This is a genomic window from Bradyrhizobium sp. Leo114 (genome assembly GCF_055229415.2).
This window is the reverse complement of sequence record NZ_JBUYEN020000039.1, coordinates 55,371-72,262: the sequence shown is the minus strand read 5'-3', so window position 1 is coordinate 72,262 and position 16,892 is coordinate 55,371. Positions and strand designations below refer to the sequence as shown.

Genomic DNA, 16,892 nt, shown 5'->3' with positions numbered 1-16,892 from the left:
GCTTCTCGAAACTGAAGCGTTTCAGGCGCGTTGCTACGCGCTACGAAAAAACCGCACGAAATTACTTCGCTGTCGTCGCTATCGCCGCAACTCTGCTCTGGCTAACATAACTGTCCACGCGACCTAGCCGTCGGTCGAATCCCAAGGGGTGCACACAAAAAGAAAGGCCGCCTGCGTTGCCACAAGCGGCCCAAGTCCAGGGAGGAAACGCCCAAAGGGGCAGCGATAGCGATAACCGGCGTGCGCTCGGAGAATTCCGCGCAGATGCGCCCAGCCTAGGACAATGATGTGGTCCAGACGTTCTCGGCGGGTTGGAAGCGTCGGCGTTGAAAAAGACCCTTGATCGAGTGCCGTCGGTAACGCAAATGCCGCGCTTTGCTCGCCCGCGTGTTCGATCGGGCCGCGGCCCAAACGAGGGCGAACTAGTCACGCGACTCGATGGGCTGACTGGATGTCGACTTCGGGCCGAGGTCGTGTATCGCTCCACTGGACGTTGAACGCATTCGCCTGAAGCTGAACGCTCCTCGCGGCTTCTCTCTTGAATTCGCGCGCAAGTTGAGGAGGTGCGTTCTTTCATTTCGGGGGCACATGCGGACATTCATGATCGTAGCGGCTGGACCGGCCGTGTTGGGCTACGCCCCATCGGCCGGCGGCGCTCCCGACTTCTCCCGCCATCAAGGTTGCCCTCGCTGCGCTGCCCAGGGGCGCAGGAGCCGCCTCCGAGGGCGATGCCCGCGGCGCCGCGTCAGGAGTCCGCTCGGCCGGTCCGCACTGCTCTCCCCACGCCCAGAGGGAACCAGCGAACTACCCACCGGCCGGGACACGCGGCACCGGCGGTGAAGCGAGCGGCAGAGCTCTTCACCGCCGCGGCCATCGCCGCCCTAATCGTTCAGGACAGCCGTGGCGCCTACCATGCCACTGGCAGCCCTGCGCATGCCCGGACGCCCAATGCGCAACAGGCGAGCCTGCGGCGGCCGAAGCGCGTAAAGCCGTCCCGACGACCGCGCACCGCTCTGAACGGCTGTAGGTAGTGCCGCTTGCCGAGCGTTTTTGCAGCTTGTCGATCATGCGCAACGTGTAGTCGCGCCGGTCGGTCGCTCCAGCATACGTCGACGATCGCAATCCGCGTCCGCGACCATCTTTTTCCGCGGTTCCTCAGCAAAGACTCGGGCGAGCCACTCAGGCGAAATGTCGTCTTAGCCTGCGAGCTCTGTCTACCGCCTTGTCGATCGCGGCTTGGTTGCGCTCGATGGACACAACGAGCTCATGGCGAGACATTTCTGACATCGCCTTTTGCGGCGGCTGAGCACGGGTCGAAGGATAACGTGACCCGCACGATCCAGGATCTTGAAGGACAAGTCCGCGCGGACGCAGCTGCTCACCCTTTCATCGACCAAGAGCGTCTTCGCAACACAATACGCAAGCGGCGCGATGGTAGTCTGCAGGTCATCCTGGATAGCCCTAGTCCGTCGGCGCCCGGCTGAGTGACGAACGGAAACTTTTTGCCAAGCCGGCCTGTAAACCCCGCCCGGCGCGCGGTGCGGTGGCGGCTTTTCGTAGCTCGGCGCGGGCGTGTTCGGTAATCAGGCCGCTCGCTAACACACTCCGCGGTGCTCTGCTTGCAGACAGCGACACGATGATCGCCAAGACGCCGCATCGTATCTGACTCCGTGAGGGCATGAGCACTCCTCACAGTACTCCGCGGACCCAAGCGGAACAATGTGAGGGACCATCGAATTGCAGCAAAACGATCACTGACCTTCGTACATGCCCTGCAGAGGCTTGCGGCGACCGCGGCAACCAAAACCTGATCCTTGCGAGATTTTCGGAGCCCCTCAATTCTCGACTTTTCGACAGCATCGGCCACTTCCAGGCTCTTGCAGCGCAGCAAAGTTGTACCAGCGGTGGATTACCTCGATGCGGGCCAAGCTCGTGAAATGCTTCGCAGACCGATCAGGCTGATGGATCCGATACACACCGCCTGTGATGGTGCGCGACTGCATGGCGGTTGTCGCCCCGGATGGCGCAAAGTATCCTTTCAGTTTGCGGATCGGTCCTATCCCGAAGGGAAAATCGCATGCTCAAGATTTATGGAGCGCCTCACTCCCGTGCGTTTTGCGTCATCTGGCTCGCAAACGAGATCGGCATTCCCTACGAACTCATTCCTGTAACGTTCAGCGTGCCAAACGCCCGATGCAAAGAACCCTGGTATCTCGCGCTGAACCCGAACGGACTTGTGCCCGCTATTGATGACGGCGGCTTTGTCATGTGGGAGACCGCAGCGATTAACCTTTATCTCGCCGAGACCTACAAGAACTCACTATATCCGTCGAAGCCGCAAGGTCGCGGACGGATGCTTCAGTGGACATTCTTTGCGACCACAGAGGTCGAACCGCCGCTGATGACGCTGTTCAGAAATCGGATCTTCTTTCCGCCGGAGCAGCGGGACGAGACCTTGGCCGTTCAGGCTGAAGAAACCCTGCGCGCAAAACTCGCGATACTTGAGGATCAACTCGTCGAAACTCGGTTTTTCGGCGGTGACAGATGGAACATGGCCGATTTTATGGTTGCGTGCGTGCTGTGCGTTCTCGCCCGTCTAGAGTTGGACCTCACGTCCTATCCAAGAGTTGATGCTTGGCTGGCTGCGAGCCTCAATAGACCGGCGGCGCAGGCGGCTCGTAAATTACGAGAATAGAATTGTCGCGGTCATTGCGGGCGCCTCATCCGCTCGCCCGCCCAACGCCGCTCGGCAGGGGAAGGAAGGTACGCGTTGCGTTCGATTTTTGCCTGGTTACCGGGTTTGGTCTTTCCAGCTCTTCCACGCAGGCAGGGGCATAGTTCGCCTGCGAACGTCCGCGGTGCAACATCATGTTACTCCGACACCAGGAATGAGTGTCGTCGAGTGCGAGGTGCCTTCCGAGAGCGCCCTAGGCAAGGCTCTGATCGAACGCGCGGATTTAGTGATGCATACCGCGCACCACTGTGCCGCCCCGAAGCGGGCGTCATTGAAATCTTCTTTGCGATCTTTGCCCACCGCCGGCCTGGATGAACCTGTTACTGATCGCGCGGAACAACGTTGGAGGCTTCGCCGGGGTTGAGACGCCGACTACCTCCGAAATTCTGAACATCCAAAAGAAGGATCGTTATATCGTGGGACAGAAGACTGGCGCTTGGCCGATTTTCTTTCTGGGGTCGGACGAATTGATTCGGGACGGGACAACAAGCATATGGATTTCCGGCTGTCGATCATGAAGGTTCGCGATGGCAGCGGCCCAAGCGTCGCCGTGTCTACGCTGTGCATGTTTCACAGTCGCTTCGGGTGGCACTACCTGTCCTCCATCACTCCTTTCCACAGATTTGGTTTGCGCAAATTAATGGCGAGTGCCTTTGCCGCTGGGCGCCTGTAGAACCCATATCGTGCAACTGAGATACTATTTCACCGAGGTAACGGCCTTCCTGAGTTCTGTTTAGGCTCAGGCACAAGCGGCTGAAATACACACGCCGATTGGCGAGGTTCGCGACTTCTGCTCAGGGTCAAGAGCGTCGTCCTCCGCAATAGTCGGCCGCCCGTCAACTTCCACTATGCTTCGTTAGCGACCGAGATCGCGCGGCGGTGCAATGTGTCGCGAAGGGCCAAGAGCTGCTATCGTGCGCCTCCTTATATGCTAAACTTCCTGTTCCAGCTCGGCCTGGCCAGGCGGGCGGTTGAGTGTCGCAGGACCTTCTCAACCCGAGAGCGGCCGGCGCGATGGCGGAGGCCAGTGGTTGGATCCATCCAGTCTGTTCGGCACCACTCGCTTCATCAATTCTGTGGCGAGCAATCGTTCCCAATGGTTGTCGAACCGGCTCCAGCCATTGACGCAGTGCATGTCCAAAAATAGTTCGCTCTGCGGCAGATTGGAGAGCTCTTCCCATGAGAGCCGCAGCTGCTTGCGGCGGACATCCCAAACATTGGGTTTCTGTAGCCCGCACTCCGAGAGGCGACCTATCAATATGCTAGTCCAGCCCGAAGCAGCGAAGGGGTAGCCTCACTGCTCCCCCTCACCGATCTTGGAGTTAGAACTACTTGCAGACTCGGAGAGTAAGCCAGGAACAGTCTTGCTGGTATTGTGACGGAAAATGTTGACGGCTCCGATCACCTCGTCCTCGTTGTCACGAATTGGAAAGACATTAACGAGTGCCAGAAGACGATTACCGTTGGGCTGCTCGCAAATCACATCGGCGTTCCGAACGGTGCCGCCGTTGTTGATCACTACGGAAGGTGGTGCAAGTTCGTGCGGCATCACTTCTCCTGAGGGGTAACGAAGAAGGTGTGACCCGCAGTACTTTTCCGAGGTTCCCAGAGACGGCGTGCGTCCCCAACCCGCGATTGCAGCTTTGTTGCACTTGACGACGGTGGCATCCTTCTCGAGAACGTATATCCCTACTGGGATAGAATCCATCGCCTCTTGGTCTGCGAGAATTCCCTTTGCGACGAGGTGCCCGTCGACGACTTCTCCGCGAAAGTCGATTCTGTCGAAGTCGCCATCCAAAATCATTGTGCTTGTTGCTAAGCCACTATCTGTCACGCTGGTTGCCATTTTCAACCTCCTTTGCGCGAGAGACTCAGTAAATCGTCGAGCACCATGGCGAGCAGACGATTTTCCTCGATCGTCCTCTTTTTCACCGTCGCGCGTCATGAGCCTGTGCGCTTTTCCAATCGCTACAGACTAAGACGATCGCGATCAGCGGCTCGATTCAAAGTAGGTAAACGTCGGGCATCCAAAGGCGGTCTCGGAACTATACGAAGGTTTATGGCGCTCGCCCCTAAAGCCGACCACTTCCGCGACGGGTCAAAGGACTAAACAGCTCGCGCGGTAGGGCGCTGCGGCGGGCGACTGAGGCCATGGGATAGCGCAACGGGGCGTCCTGTCTTGAGATGAGGGGGTCGCAACCTTCACTCAAAACAGGAGCATCCCCATGACCGACGAGACAGTGACCCCGCTGCGCCGGCGCATGATCGAAGACATGACGATCCGCAAGGTCGCCGAAGACCCAACATGACTGCGTGCAAAGGGTCTATAACTTCGCGGCGTTCCTTGGGCGATCGCCGGGATACGGCGAGCTTCGAGGACGTGCGCCGCTGCCAGCTCCATCTGGCCGCGAGCGGCGTTGGCGTGCCGACCATCAATCAGACCGTGTCGACGCTGCGGTTCTTCTTTACGGTCACGCTCAAGCGTCGCGAGATCGTCGAGCATACCCATGTCATTCACGAGCCGCGCAAGCTGCCGGTGGTGCTGAGCATGGACGAAGTAGCGCGGCTGATCGCGATCATCTTAGATAGCGTATGCGGTAGCGACCCCCCACCCCACACCTCGCTATCGCTGCTCGCCTTGGGCGGTACTCCCTGAGGCGGGGGCCGCCTCTGGCAACGCAGGCGGCCTTTCTTTTTGTGTGCACCCCATCGGTTTCTCGGGTCCTTTGGGCTGACAGAAAAGTGCGGGGTCCGCGCGACCGTGCGCTCCAAGTATATTTTCAATCCATCATATCGCGCTAAATTATTGTACCATTTCGCACACAAAGGCGGTGCGCGATGTGGCCCAATGCCGTCGTCCGACATGTCGAAAGTCCGACTTCCGTCCGACCGTGAGCGGTTCCGGTTTTTGCGCAAACCGGACATTCGGCCGGACCCCACAAGGGGCCGCGAGTGGCGAGTCCGATGCGGAAGGCGAACGGCCATCATAACGCGCGGTTATTGACTTCATCGCGTGGTGTCATTTCCAATTTGCCGCGCGGAATTTCATGCTTACGCGGTACCGGGCTCATCCGGCGCACAATCAGGAGGCTACAAATGTCAGTCCAGAAGCCGGTTCTAACGCCGCCCCACGGTGGCGAGAAGGTGACGACGAGCGGAGGCTCGAGCATCGAGATTAAAGTGGAGAGCAGCCAGTCCGGAGGCGAATATGGCGCTGTCCTGTGGACGGTGCGAGCTGGGGAGGAGCCTCCGATGCACACTCACTCGCGTGAGGACGAGCTAGTCTACGTGGTTGAGGGGCAGCTAATCGCGCGGGTCGGCAATTCCCGCGTTGAGGTGGGGGCAGGCTCCTACGCGGCTCTTCCCCGTGGTGTGCCGCATACGATCGAAGTGGTCGGCGTTCAAGCGACCCTGCTGGCCACCTATGTGCCAGGTGGGCTGGAGCGTTTGTTGGTGCCCCGGAAAGGCGAGAAGCCCGATCCGGCTGCTTTCGGCATAACGTTCCCGTAGGGTCGAGGACCACGGCGCGTGGCGTTCGTGACCGTGCGTCCGCGCGGGCGCTCGGGACCGCGCCAGATGATCGATTGCACGCGCCAGCCAGGTGCGCGTAGGAAGCAATGGGCATCTGAAGGGAGCACGCGACCGACACGAAGGTTTATGGCGGTGCGCGATGTGGCGAATGTCGCGGATCGAGACTGCGATCTTCGTGGCGGCGGTCGTCGTCATGGTCGCGCTGGCGGTGTGGATTGGCCTGTAGCCAAGGATCGAGAGAGGTGACGATGACAGATCGATCAGATAGCCCGACCTATTTGGCGCTGCCACAGAGTGCGCGCGGGGTGCTCGCTGCGATTGAGCAGGCGATCGGCGGCAGCGACAGCGCGAGCGTGTCCTACCTCTCCTTCATACTGGATCACCGCATCACGCATACGGTGGTGTCGCCATCGCTGAAGCTGCTCGACCGCCTCGGCCTGATCGAGATGGAGCCGGGTCCGCGCGGCAGCAACGTGTTCCGGTTATCGAACCGCTGGCGCGGCATTGACGAGGTCGAGGCCAAGCGGCTGTTGGAGTTGGCGGCCGAGGTGAAGCCGCATCGAACCTTCAAGAAGACGCCGGAGTCAAAGCCGGTGAAGCCACCACCGCCGCCGAAGCCCATGATGGTCGAGCGACCGCGAGTCATGCAGCGCCGGGTGCCGTCGCTGCCGACGATGCCGTGGCAGGACGACGGACGGTGATCGGCGGGGCTACTTGCTCCGTTGCTTGAGCGCCCGCAGCCGGTTTCCTCTCCGTTGTGTCCGGCACCACCGCAATCCCTAGCGGCTTGCCCCAGCCGATCCGCCCGGTGCATCTTCTCTAGCGTGGGCACCAAATCACGCGAGACCATCTACGGCGCGTCGATCCGGGCACCGGCAGAGCGGGCGGCCGAAGCACGCAAGCAAGCCGACCGGCTCGCCTGCGAGGCATGGAACAAGCGCATGCTCGGCTTCCAGGGACCGGCGCAGCCGTCCCCCGCGCTGGGTGACGCGCTGAACGCCGGTTATCTCTATCTCCAAGTTCGTTGCTTGGGCTGCAACACCCATCAGACCGTTGTCCTCGACATCGTGCGGCGACCGAAGACAACGCCGGTTCACGAGCTGGAGCGGTACATGCGGTGCAAGGATTGCTCTCAGGTGCGCGGCTATCCATACAAGCGCAGCCATCTCATTGCGCTGCGGACGACCAAGATTTCGGCTAGCGATCCACCCTCGCATTGGTGGCCGCGCGAACGATAAGTGATGTGCAATCCTTACATCATTACCTCCAACCAAGCGGTAAACGGCTCGGTAGGCATTTAGTTGTATCGAATTAAGTGAAGCGTTGCTTACTATTCCTCACCCGATAATAGTGGACCCAGAAACGGATAAATCAATTCGATGGCGGCCCGAGCAGAACCAATCAGTGGCGTCCAGCCTGAATTGCTTAAATGGGCACGCGATAGCACGAACATGACGACAGGTGACGTCGCCGAGAAGCTCAAGAAACGCCCGGAAGAGAATCGAGGCATGGGAGAACGGTGAAGGCGGGCCGACATACGCTAAACTGGAGCGCCTGGCCTACGAAATTTACAAACGGCCCCTTGCGATTTTCTTTCTGCCAGCGCCGCCTGATGAGCCAAAGCCTCGCACCGAATTTCGGTCGCTGCCGGACGCCGATCTGTCTTCGCTGCAGCGCCATACGGTTTTACTGATCCGCAAAGGCCATGCATTTCAGACGGCTCTTGACGAACTTTATCAACGGCGCAATCCGACAGAACGTCCGCTTGGCGAGAGATTTCCCTGTCTACGCAGCGCTTCCATTTCCACTCAGGCGCACCGCGTGCGCGAATTGTTGGGCGTTTCCCTTGATCGAGTACCCGAAGCGAGCAGTGACGACGATGCATTGAAGCTGTGGCGGCGGGCTATCGAGGCGCGCGGCGTGTTCGTATTCAAGGATAGCTTTAAGCAAGGAACGATTTCGGGCTTCTGCCTTAGGCATGAAGAGTTTCCTATCATCCTGATCAACAACAGCACCACAAAAACGCGGCAAACATTTAGCCTCGTGCACGAACTTGCTCACCTGCTCTTTAATCGCAGCGGGATCAGCCGGTTTGACAATGCTGCAATACATGAACTTCCGCCGTAAGACCGCGCCATCGAACGGTTTGCAATTCAGTCGCCGCTGAAATCCTAGTACCGGCACGTGATTTTGCCGTTGCGGTACGAGAACTGAATCTCAATCCACGGCAAGCAAGTGATGAAGAGTTTGCCGCGCTGGCAAGACGTTATCATGTAAGCCGCAGCGTCATCCTCCGCCGCTTCCTCGATCAAGGCCAAGTAACAGGAGCATTTTATCTCGACAAAGATCGGGAGTGGGCCAACCAGCGTGGTCGCGGCGGATCGGGTGAACGCAATCGATGCAAACAGCGTCGGCAAGGAGATTGGCACGCTTGTTTTGTCCGACGCCCAAATAGGTGGCGAGGGCCACAAGGTCGACGTCCCCGTGCTAACCGTCGATGCAAGCGGCAAGGCCACGGAGGTAGTGCCGCACCTCAATGTGGCCGAGATTAGGGGGCGCGCGATTATGATCCACGCGGGCGGCGATAATTACTCCGACCAGCAGTGCGCTTGGGTGGTGGCGGTGCGCACCAGACCTGAGTGTGCAGAACAGCTTGATCGTTACCCATGCAACACAATTCATTAGTTCCGAAATTTTTCTGCAGCCATCCTGCCGCATCTGAAAAATGGCGATGTCTTTCTCTCTCTCACCTCGGTCCGACATCCGGTCGGCGACAAATCCGCCGTAGGAGCGGCGTCATGGTCAAGGACGGCGGCGCGTTGGCACGCGCAACTTCGATTGGTCCAAGGGTGGCAACGGGAGTGCCTGCAGATGCGGCTGGTGGCATTCCTCGCTAGGGCCTCACGCGGCGCGGCGGCAATAACGATCGTCTATCGACTCTATGTCGAGAGGTGATTTCCCTCGCCGGCGTTGCAAGGTCATTCTCTAAAGCATCGTCGTACCAAAACTTTCAGTGCCGGCACCGAGACGCGATGCCGGATTGAGAGGCCAGGAGGCTCAATATGAAAAGCAACGAAGTAAACGCAGCCGCCGCAAATGGCAAAGAGGCCGCCTATTTCGGTGTGCCGTGGGAAGATGCCTACGGATACGCACAGGCGATCAAGGTTGGTGACACCATCTATGTCTCCGGCCAGCTCAGCCACGACGAGAAGGGGAAGCTGATCGCGCCTGCTTCTCTCGACGAATCCGGCAAGCCGGCCGAGTTCTCGATGATGGAACAGCAGTTGCGGGCGACCTACGCCAATGCCGTCAAGCTGTTGGCGAGCTTCGGGGCAACGCTGGACAACGTGGTCGAGGAGACGCTCTATGTCCTCGATGTCGTCGCCGCATTCGCCGCCGCGGGCAAGGTGCGCAAGGAAGCCTACGGCACGGCGCGCCCTCAGTGCGCCAGCAACCTGATCGGTGTGACGAGACTGGCCTTTCCTGAACAGCTCATCGAAATCGCCTTCAAGGCTGTGCTGTCGGCAGCAGAAGCGAAGCCGCGGTGATAAATCCCCGATGTCTAACGAAATCATGACACAAGGACCTGGCACTGCGAGGGCAACGCCCGACATCCTGATCGAGCCGAAGTATTGCGCCTTGGTGCTGGTCGATCAGCAAGCCGGACTTGCTTTCGGCGTGGGATCGATCGATCGCCAAATGCTTCTGAACAACGTGATCGCTCTAGCGCGCACTGCCACCGTTTTCCGCATGCCGATCGTGGCATCCACGTCCGCCACCAAGGTCTACAGCGGTCCCCTGATGCCCGCGATTCAGGCCGCGATTCCCGAAGTGGTCGCGATCGACCGCCGCAACATGAACGTGTGGGAGGACGACGCTGCGCGCGGCGCGATCGTCGCGACTGGACGGCGGAAGCTGATCTTTTCGGGGCTGTTGACGGAAGCGTGCGTGACTTTTCCGGTGCTCTCCGCTCGCGCGGCGGGGTATGAGGTACACGTCGTCGGCGACGCTTGCGGCGGGCTCACTCCAGTCAGTCACGATCTGGCGATGCGACGGATGGAAGCGGCGGGGCGAAGCCGACGTCGTGGATCCAGGTCCTTCTGGAGCTCCAGCGCGACTGGACCCGGCATGAGACCTATGACGGGGCGCGAGCTATCGTGGAGGCTCACGGCGGCGGAAACGGCATCGGCCTGGCCTATGCACGGGATATGGATCAAGCCCGCGTAAGAAACCCGCCGATTATCCATCGGAGTTGTTCCTGCGCCTTGAGCGCTGGCGCATGGGGCTGGGTTCCTGGCGTGGGAAATCGTACTGCGAATATTTCATCCTGAAAGCCATTTGAAAGGAACTCTGCGATGACCGATGTCAATGCTAATGCCACCGACAGTAGTGTAGGTTCGCGGCTCCTGCTTTCATTGTTCATTGTGGTGCTGCTGTCGTTCGGTGCGTACGCCACTTTCGTCTCCGCTCCCGCGACACGGGCCAATGCGAAAATCCAACTCGATCGCGAGATTGCAGCTGAAAATCTCGCATTCTGTGAAAAGTTCGGAATACGCGCTGACACCAGCGACTTTGGTGTGTGCAGCCAACAGCTCGCGATTGTTCGACTAAAACAAGCCGACCGGGACCGTGCCGCAGCTGCAGGACTTCCCTGGCTGTGAGCTTTCAGGAGGTTGTTCATTCGGCCCCGACCGAGGAAGCTGAGGTTGCTGACACGGCCAGCCATATTCGGACGGCGCGATCGAATTTCACAAGCTGAAACTTGAAAAATTTTGCGCGCTGGTCGGCTGCGACAATCACTTGAACCTCGGGAATGCCACTCCTGTGCCGAGTTGCGGCGCGCCGCTTTCCGCGCCCAAGATGGGACCAAACGTGCATTAGCCAACCCAAGGTCCTTCAGGTTAAGAGCCGTGTTGTTCCAAGGTGTTTCGGCCAGTTGCCCGGCATTCCAAATTTTTAGTCAGCGGCGGCAGACGTCGAGACGCATGATTAGGGGTTCACGATGATCCGCAGCAAAAGGAGTTGAGGCCGAAACGGACGACGGCGCAGCAGGGGCCGACTCGGGTGGCGGCGCGGATAAACCTCGACGCATGCTCAGCGAAAAACAAGTGTTGGCGATCGTCCCAGTGTCGAGGACCACGCTTTTCCGAATGCAAAAGGCAGGCCGGTTTCCGAGATTGACCAACATCTCTCCGAACCGGCGCGTCTGGTTCGAGAGCGATATCATCGGGTGGCAGAACGAAATCGATGGCCGCGGCCGCGGCCGCCTCAACCATCTCCGCCGGTCGAAATCCTGAGGGGGCCGCAGCGCGTCGGCCGGCGCGAGCCCCGGCTGGGGAAGCGCGGCTCGCCTGTGCGTTATTCCGGACCGGCCGCCACCGGACACCGGCCGAGGCCTCGAACGCACCAGCGGCCAAGCAGCGCGTTTCATCGTGTTTCAAAATTGATCCAGATCAGTCGATTTCGCATCTATCTGCGAGCGTACCATGCGCTCAAAGGGACGGGACATGCTACCTGCACAATCCAAAGCATTGGCGGGATCGCGCGGAAGCGACTCGGGCCAAGCGAGCGTACCATGCGCTCAAAGGGACGGGACATGCTACCTGCACAATCCAAAGCATTGGCGGGATCGCGCGGAAGCGACTCGGGCCAAGATCGACTAGTTTTGGAACTGGGAGGAAAAGCAGCGGATGCTGCGGATCGCAGAAGAGTATGACCGACTGGCTGGCCGCGCCGAAGAATGGGCGCGCTCCGCTGAATTATCGGGACGTCCTGCAAACGAGTAAGGCCGCAGTTGGCGGCTGGTTGCGCAATGTTGCTGAACATCCATTCAAAAAAGTTCCGACACAGTTCCCGAAACTCCACGGCCAGCCGTTCGTTTCTTATCAATTGTAACTAACGAGAGGAGACGAACCATGAGAAAGCTTTCTTATGTTCTCGCCGCGTTAGCAACCATCGCTGTTGCGGCCCCTACAGTCGCAAGCGCTCAGGGATTTAGTGTTCGGATCGGCAGCGACCGAGACTACTATCGCGACCGTGATTATTACGGACCCCGGGGCATGACCGTGGTTGGCATCGCGGATGGTATCGTCGCTATGACGACCGTGACGTAATCATCAGGCGTCACCATTATTGGGACGACTAACGGAAAATGGCCCCTAGCGCGGGGGCAATTTTTTCGTCTGTTGATAGGTGCGATAATGAAACCGAAGCAGTCCGATGTATTTAGGGATAACGCGCAGAACTGCGCCGAGATGGCGGAGCGGGCGAAAGATAAAGCGGCATATAAGCGCTTTAAACGCATGGAAGAGGCTTGGCTGGCGTTAGCCAAGGAGCAAGAATGGTTAGATGGCGAGATACAACCAAACAGGTCCGTGCTAACCGAAGTCCTTGACGGAAAAACGTGACGGGAGAGCTGTCTCCCTGCCGCGCTAACGCACCAGCGGGCAAATGGCGCGTTTCGGCGTGTTTCAAAAGAAAAAGCCCGGCCAGCGATGTACTGACCGGGCGCTGCTAAATGGGCGGGTCACCGCCCATTTCCGCTGATCAAGCCGCGAGCCGCAGCTCGTCGTAATCAACGGCCTTCATTGCAGGCTCGCTTGATGCGCCGCAGCTCGGCCGCGATGCCATCAAGCACCGCGCGCTTCTGTTGCATGCGCTTCGACTGGTTATAGATGCCGGTGACCCGGCTGATCTTCTCGCCGTCATCCTTGGTCACGGCATGATCGAGGCACTTCGCGATAGCGGCGTCCGAGAGCGCGGATGCTCCTTGTCGAGCGGCGGCAGGTTGGCGCAAGGGCTCGCGGTCACATATTCGCGGCCCGCCTCAGCGGCCCAATTGAACAGGCCCGAGGCCGCGCGGCGCATGTGGCGGGCATTGGCGACCAACGCCTTGCTGCCGGGATACGATATCATCCGAGAGTGTGGCGATATCGCGCTTGGTGACCGTGCTCGCGGCCATCTTGCCGAGGCGCGGGCTGATAAACCGCCGCAGATCGCTCTCGACGTTGCTCCATGTTTCGATGCGGGGCCGCATCTCGCCATCGGCCTTGAGGACCGGCGCCTTCATCCATGCGACCCGCTCAGCGATGATCTCATCGACCGTCTTGCCTTGCGCGACCTTGTCGGCCTGTTTCTGCGAGAGCAGCGCGACAAGCTCGGCTGGGTCCATCGCCTTCATTGAGCCCATAAAGCCTGCCGCACGGGCATTTGTGGACTTCCTTCTCAGGGAGCTCCGTACCGCTTAGGACGGCTCCGGCATCGCCGCGACAGCACGGTATTCCCCGCAGCTATTGATACAATACCCCCGGCGAAATCTAAGGCTATCAAAACACGCACCCACAACCGTCCGCCCTCGCTGGAGGTTCTCCACTCGTTTCGGTGCCGTGTGCGGCCCGCACCCGACATGATGGAAGGCTCCATGGCTAAGGTACTAGTGCTCTACTACTCCTCTTATGACATGTCGAAAAGCCCGCACACGAAATCGCCGCGGGGGCGCGGGAGGCAGGGCGTCCGCCGACGTATAGCGCGTGCCTGAGCTTCTATCTTCGGGCCGCCAAGGCAGCCAACTACAAGCTCGATCAGACCGATCCAGTTCTGCGCATCGACGACCTTGCCGAGTACGACGCGATCGTCGTGGGCACAGGCGTGCTTTGCCGGCGTTCCGCGGAGCGGTCGGGTCCTCCGTCGGGGCGATTGTCATTGCTCGGCCAGGCAGCACGATCACCAGCGTGTGCAGCGTCAGACGTGTGAGGGTTTCGCCGTCCAGGAGGATGACGCCGACGCCTCGAACACAGTAGTGGATCGTGGAGGCGCGTTGGTGCGGGCGACCGCCAAGTGCGGGCTGCCGGTCAAATCGTTTTTGTAACAGCTTCGCAACGGGCGCTCGGCTTCGTCGATATTTTCAAGGCGCTCGGAAAGTGAAACTAACCGGCCCGGGCGGCCCGCGCGTTAGTCGGGGCTGTTCATCGTTAGAGCAACATAGCCAGGACCACGCACGCCGCGGCAATGCACATCGCCAGTACGAATATCACTATGACCATATCGCCGAGCATATCGCCTCGTTCGGGTTGGCAGCCGAACCGTGCAATGCTACCGCAGTGGGAGCTGCTGATCGCCCTGCGCTCGCGATCAGCCCATGCTCCCCCGCATGAAGCACCTGACGCCAACGAACGCGCCGTTCAGAAAGTAGGGCCAGACCATCGTGCGACCAACGCGGTTCGGTCCATCCACGACAGCGTCGTTTGGAACATCAACCCACCGCCATCAATGCGTACGCGATAGTGACCATCCTTGGTTTGCCAGTCGGCGTCATCAATGCTCCTCGCTCGCTGCCGTCGCTGCAGGGCCGCTAGCCGCTGTGCAAACTCTCATACCAACTGTTCAACTCAGGGCGCTGATAATCGTGGGGGCGTGACCGATTGTAGAAATCGGCATGACAGTGAATACAACTAGCGCTGCATGCCAGATCCGATTGTTCATCTCACATCCAATCCCGGATTTTCTGTGCGCAGTCAGGAAATTCATTCATCCGCATCAACATGCGAAACTGTCTCAGCTCGCCGCTGGTAGTCGTCGGCAAGGGCCTTAAGCCGAGCCGCGATCGCTGAGTCGGTCATGGTTTTGGCGGCGCGGCGCAAAGTCTGTGCTGTCTCTAAATATTTCTTGCCTCGTGGTGAGATCTGGACTGTCATAAAGCCCTCGCGCGGTTTTCGGGCGAATGGTCGAAGGCGGTTTGAAGCCAGCTCACCCAATTGCGGTCGCTTTCCCTGCGAGTTCTGAAGCGATCGACGCACTTCTTGGAACAAAGCGGGGTTCGCCACGAGTAGTGCCGGACGAGACCAAACTTGCCATCACAAACGGCGCATCGCGCAGCACTTCCAGATCTAAGATTATCGGAGCAGTGGGGCATCGTAGTCTCCTCTATCGTCGCTGTTCGTCGATCGTCGTTTTCTACCGTCGCACTGCATGGACCTGTGGCTTTTCCTACGCGTGCAGCCTAGGACGATCGCGGTCAGCCGCTCAATTGATCGTAGGTAATGTGCGGGCCATCCAAAGGGGCCGGGAAATGCTACGAAGGTATAGCGAGCGCGCCCCTAAAGCCAACCACTTGCGCAGCGGGCCGTTCGCGACCGAATTGGCCAGCGGCAAAGTCCGGGCGCGGTCCGCTATGCTGCCGAACGCGGAAGTTCATGGCTTTGGAGCTACGTTAGAGATCGCCTTCACGCTCACGCTGCAACCGGAGTATCCTACCGCGACGCAACAGGAGCGAACACGAACTGAGAGCTCGCGACCGTGTCAGAAAACTCGCGACCGTCAGCGCACGTCGGCACTGGCACTGCACCTCGATTGCAGCCGCGTGTACATTGGCAAGCTCGAAGCTGAAGGCGTGATCCAGTGGCGGAGTGCGAGCGTCCCGCTCGACCAGAGCCGCGTTACGCACCCTCGATACTTACGACCCGAGCGGCTGCAATTGTCGCGCACGCGAGCCGACGCTGATCATGTCAAGGTCAAGACTGAGATGCGGCAGTTGCTCCTGCTGGAGAAGAAGCGCGAACTGGTGCGCCGGACCAATGTCGATGCACTGATCGACGAGGTCGCTGGCACCGTGCTGATGCATCTGAGCGCGCGTTGCAGTCGCGACATGTTGGGAAGGCGCAACATCGATGCGGTGGTGACGCAGATCAGGCGCGAGATCAGTGAGGCGCGCAGCCAGGCGGCCGACGCACCCAACGAGCCGCTGCTGGATGAGCAATGACTGCGTGATTGTTTTGACGGCCCGGCGGCTTGGTCAAATCTTTCGGCTTTGCTCGCTCTTGCTGTGCGAGCGCGGCGTGCGATCTGGCGCGGAATTGCTACGGACGTGACGGCACAAAAAGAAAGGCCGCCTGCGTTGCCACAAGCGGCCCAAGTCTAGGGAGGAAACGCCCAAGGAGGGCAGCGGTAGCGAGTCGGGGGAGCTGAGGGTTGCTACCGCATGACCTATCTAAGATGATCGCGATCAGCGGCTCAATTGAACGTAGGTAAACGTGAGGCATCTAAAGGGGCTCGGATACGATACGAAGGTTTAGTGACGCGCGACTTGGGACCTTGGCGAGGGACGATTCCGCACGGTTGGTGCGATCCGCGACTTGCAATCAAGGATGCGGATCTCGATGCACTGAAGAAGATATGATGACGATGCCAACGTGGACGTGGCGAAGGGGCTAAAGATGCTGAGGACGCGGGTTTTCGTATGGTGACCGTGACAAATGCGCCTCCAGCCCCCGGCGGGAAGATGCCGCTCGAGAACGCCAACCTCGACAAGTATTTCGAGCGGCAGTTCAGTACCGAGGCACGCGCCTACAAGCCGGCACGGGTCGTCCTTCACATTGGTTGCCCAGGAGTTCGACGTGCCCCCGCAAGACTGCTGTCTGGCGGCGACATATGTTTGGGACCGATCGGCGCGGAGCGCGGGCATGGCGAGCGGCCTTCCCACGCGGCCGGGCCAGGCCATCCCGCCCATCGAAGGCCTAGCGCAACCGATCCGGGTAGGCCCCGATCTGCCCGCTCTCGCACGGAAAATGATTGACTCGTTTCAGCCCGCCCCCACAGGGGCGCCTGAGACATAGCACTGCATCAAAAAAAC

At 59.6% G+C, this 16,892-nt stretch carries 20 protein-coding genes and 1 pseudogene; 17 read left to right on the top strand and 4 right to left on the bottom strand.

Features of this window, described 5'->3' with window-relative positions; genetic code table 11:
* The 3 genes and pseudogenes from ACZIRK_RS34285 to ACZIRK_RS34275 all read left to right on the top strand — a co-directional run.
* Positions 1-110 (top strand): annotated as a pseudogene (locus ACZIRK_RS34285) (IS5/IS1182 family transposase); the annotation flags it as partial.
* A 1,967-nt stretch (positions 111-2,077) separates the two neighbouring features.
* Positions 2,078-2,695 (top strand): glutathione S-transferase family protein, encoded by a 618-nt coding sequence (locus ACZIRK_RS34280; protein WP_165435118.1) that lies wholly within the window; start codon positions 2,078-2,080, stop codon positions 2,693-2,695.
* A gap of 475 nt (positions 2,696-3,170) precedes the next feature.
* Positions 3,171-3,407, top strand: a complete 237-nt coding sequence (locus ACZIRK_RS34275; protein WP_130224903.1) for a DUF2867 domain-containing protein — start codon at positions 3,171-3,173, stop codon at positions 3,405-3,407.
* 621 nt (positions 3,408-4,028) lie between these two features.
* On the opposite strand, the gene ACZIRK_RS34270 is transcribed toward ACZIRK_RS34275, so the two are convergent.
* Entirely contained in the window at positions 4,029-4,580 is a 552-nt protein-coding gene (locus ACZIRK_RS34270) for a PAS domain-containing protein (RefSeq protein WP_130224901.1), read from the bottom strand.
* A 498-nt stretch (positions 4,581-5,078) separates the two neighbouring features.
* Between ACZIRK_RS34270 and ACZIRK_RS34265 the strand changes: the two genes are divergently transcribed.
* From ACZIRK_RS34265 to ACZIRK_RS34205, 13 genes are all read left to right on the top strand, one after another.
* Complete coding sequence (locus ACZIRK_RS34265; protein ID WP_245474613.1) at positions 5,079-5,390, top strand: hypothetical protein; 312 nt, start codon at positions 5,079-5,081, stop codon at positions 5,388-5,390.
* Between the two features lie 440 nt (positions 5,391-5,830).
* Positions 5,831-6,244 carry a cupin domain-containing protein gene (locus ACZIRK_RS34260; RefSeq protein ID WP_130224899.1) on the top strand — a complete coding sequence of 138 codons (414 nt, stop codon included), beginning with the start codon at positions 5,831-5,833 and terminating at the stop codon, positions 6,242-6,244.
* 269 nt (positions 6,245-6,513) lie between these two features.
* Entirely contained in the window at positions 6,514-6,966 is a 453-nt protein-coding gene (locus ACZIRK_RS34255; protein WP_130224897.1) for a hypothetical protein, read from the top strand.
* 123 nt (positions 6,967-7,089) lie between these two features.
* Positions 7,090-7,503 carry a hypothetical protein gene (locus ACZIRK_RS34250; protein ID WP_130224895.1) on the top strand — a complete coding sequence of 138 codons (414 nt, stop codon included), beginning with the start codon at positions 7,090-7,092 and terminating at the stop codon, positions 7,501-7,503.
* Between the two features lie 223 nt (positions 7,504-7,726).
* Complete coding sequence (locus ACZIRK_RS34245) at positions 7,727-8,392, top strand: ImmA/IrrE family metallo-endopeptidase (RefSeq protein ID WP_130224893.1); 666 nt, start codon at positions 7,727-7,729, stop codon at positions 8,390-8,392.
* 258 nt (positions 8,393-8,650) lie between these two features.
* Positions 8,651-8,950: a hypothetical protein gene (locus tag ACZIRK_RS34240; RefSeq protein ID WP_130224891.1), complete on the top strand. Its 300-nt coding sequence runs from the start codon at positions 8,651-8,653 to the stop codon at positions 8,948-8,950.
* A 377-nt stretch (positions 8,951-9,327) separates the two neighbouring features.
* On the top strand, positions 9,328-9,813 hold the full coding sequence (locus ACZIRK_RS34235) for a Rid family hydrolase (RefSeq protein WP_474418948.1): 486 nt from the start codon (positions 9,328-9,330) through the stop codon (positions 9,811-9,813).
* Positions 9,814-9,823: 10 nt separating this feature from the next.
* On the top strand, positions 9,824-10,492 hold the full coding sequence (locus tag ACZIRK_RS34230; protein ID WP_474418947.1) for an isochorismatase family protein: 669 nt from the start codon (positions 9,824-9,826) through the stop codon (positions 10,490-10,492).
* A gap of 128 nt (positions 10,493-10,620) precedes the next feature.
* Complete coding sequence (locus ACZIRK_RS34225) at positions 10,621-10,926, top strand: hypothetical protein (protein WP_130224887.1); 306 nt, start codon at positions 10,621-10,623, stop codon at positions 10,924-10,926.
* A 429-nt stretch (positions 10,927-11,355) separates the two neighbouring features.
* A complete protein-coding gene (locus tag ACZIRK_RS34220; RefSeq protein ID WP_130224885.1) occupies positions 11,356-11,562 on the top strand; it encodes a helix-turn-helix transcriptional regulator in 207 nt (68 codons plus the stop codon).
* A 415-nt stretch (positions 11,563-11,977) separates the two neighbouring features.
* A complete protein-coding gene (locus ACZIRK_RS34215) occupies positions 11,978-12,160 on the top strand; it encodes a hypothetical protein (protein ID WP_130224883.1) in 183 nt (60 codons plus the stop codon).
* A 20-nt stretch (positions 12,161-12,180) separates the two neighbouring features.
* A complete protein-coding gene (locus ACZIRK_RS34210) occupies positions 12,181-12,378 on the top strand; it encodes a hypothetical protein (protein WP_245474611.1) in 198 nt (65 codons plus the stop codon).
* A gap of 87 nt (positions 12,379-12,465) precedes the next feature.
* Positions 12,466-12,672, top strand: a complete 207-nt coding sequence (locus ACZIRK_RS34205; protein ID WP_035691046.1) for a hypothetical protein — start codon at positions 12,466-12,468, stop codon at positions 12,670-12,672.
* Positions 12,673-12,839: 167 nt separating this feature from the next.
* Here the strand turns inward: ACZIRK_RS34205 and ACZIRK_RS34200 are convergent, their stop codons facing one another.
* The 3 genes from ACZIRK_RS34200 to ACZIRK_RS34190 form a co-directional block, all read right to left on the bottom strand.
* Positions 12,840-12,983, bottom strand: coding sequence for a hypothetical protein (locus ACZIRK_RS34200; protein ID WP_165435117.1), 144 nt, complete (start codon positions 12,981-12,983; stop codon positions 12,840-12,842).
* 108 nt (positions 12,984-13,091) lie between these two features.
* A complete protein-coding gene (locus ACZIRK_RS34195) occupies positions 13,092-13,445 on the bottom strand; it encodes a hypothetical protein (protein ID WP_474418946.1) in 354 nt (117 codons plus the stop codon).
* Between the two features lie 1,342 nt (positions 13,446-14,787).
* Positions 14,788-14,958, bottom strand: a complete 171-nt coding sequence (locus ACZIRK_RS34190; RefSeq protein ID WP_165435116.1) for a hypothetical protein — start codon at positions 14,956-14,958, stop codon at positions 14,788-14,790.
* Positions 14,959-15,623: 665 nt separating this feature from the next.
* Here ACZIRK_RS34190 and ACZIRK_RS34185 point away from each other — a divergent pair.
* Positions 15,624-16,022, top strand: a complete 399-nt coding sequence (locus ACZIRK_RS34185; protein WP_130224877.1) for a hypothetical protein — start codon at positions 15,624-15,626, stop codon at positions 16,020-16,022.
* Positions 16,023-16,892 lie beyond the last annotated feature (870 nt).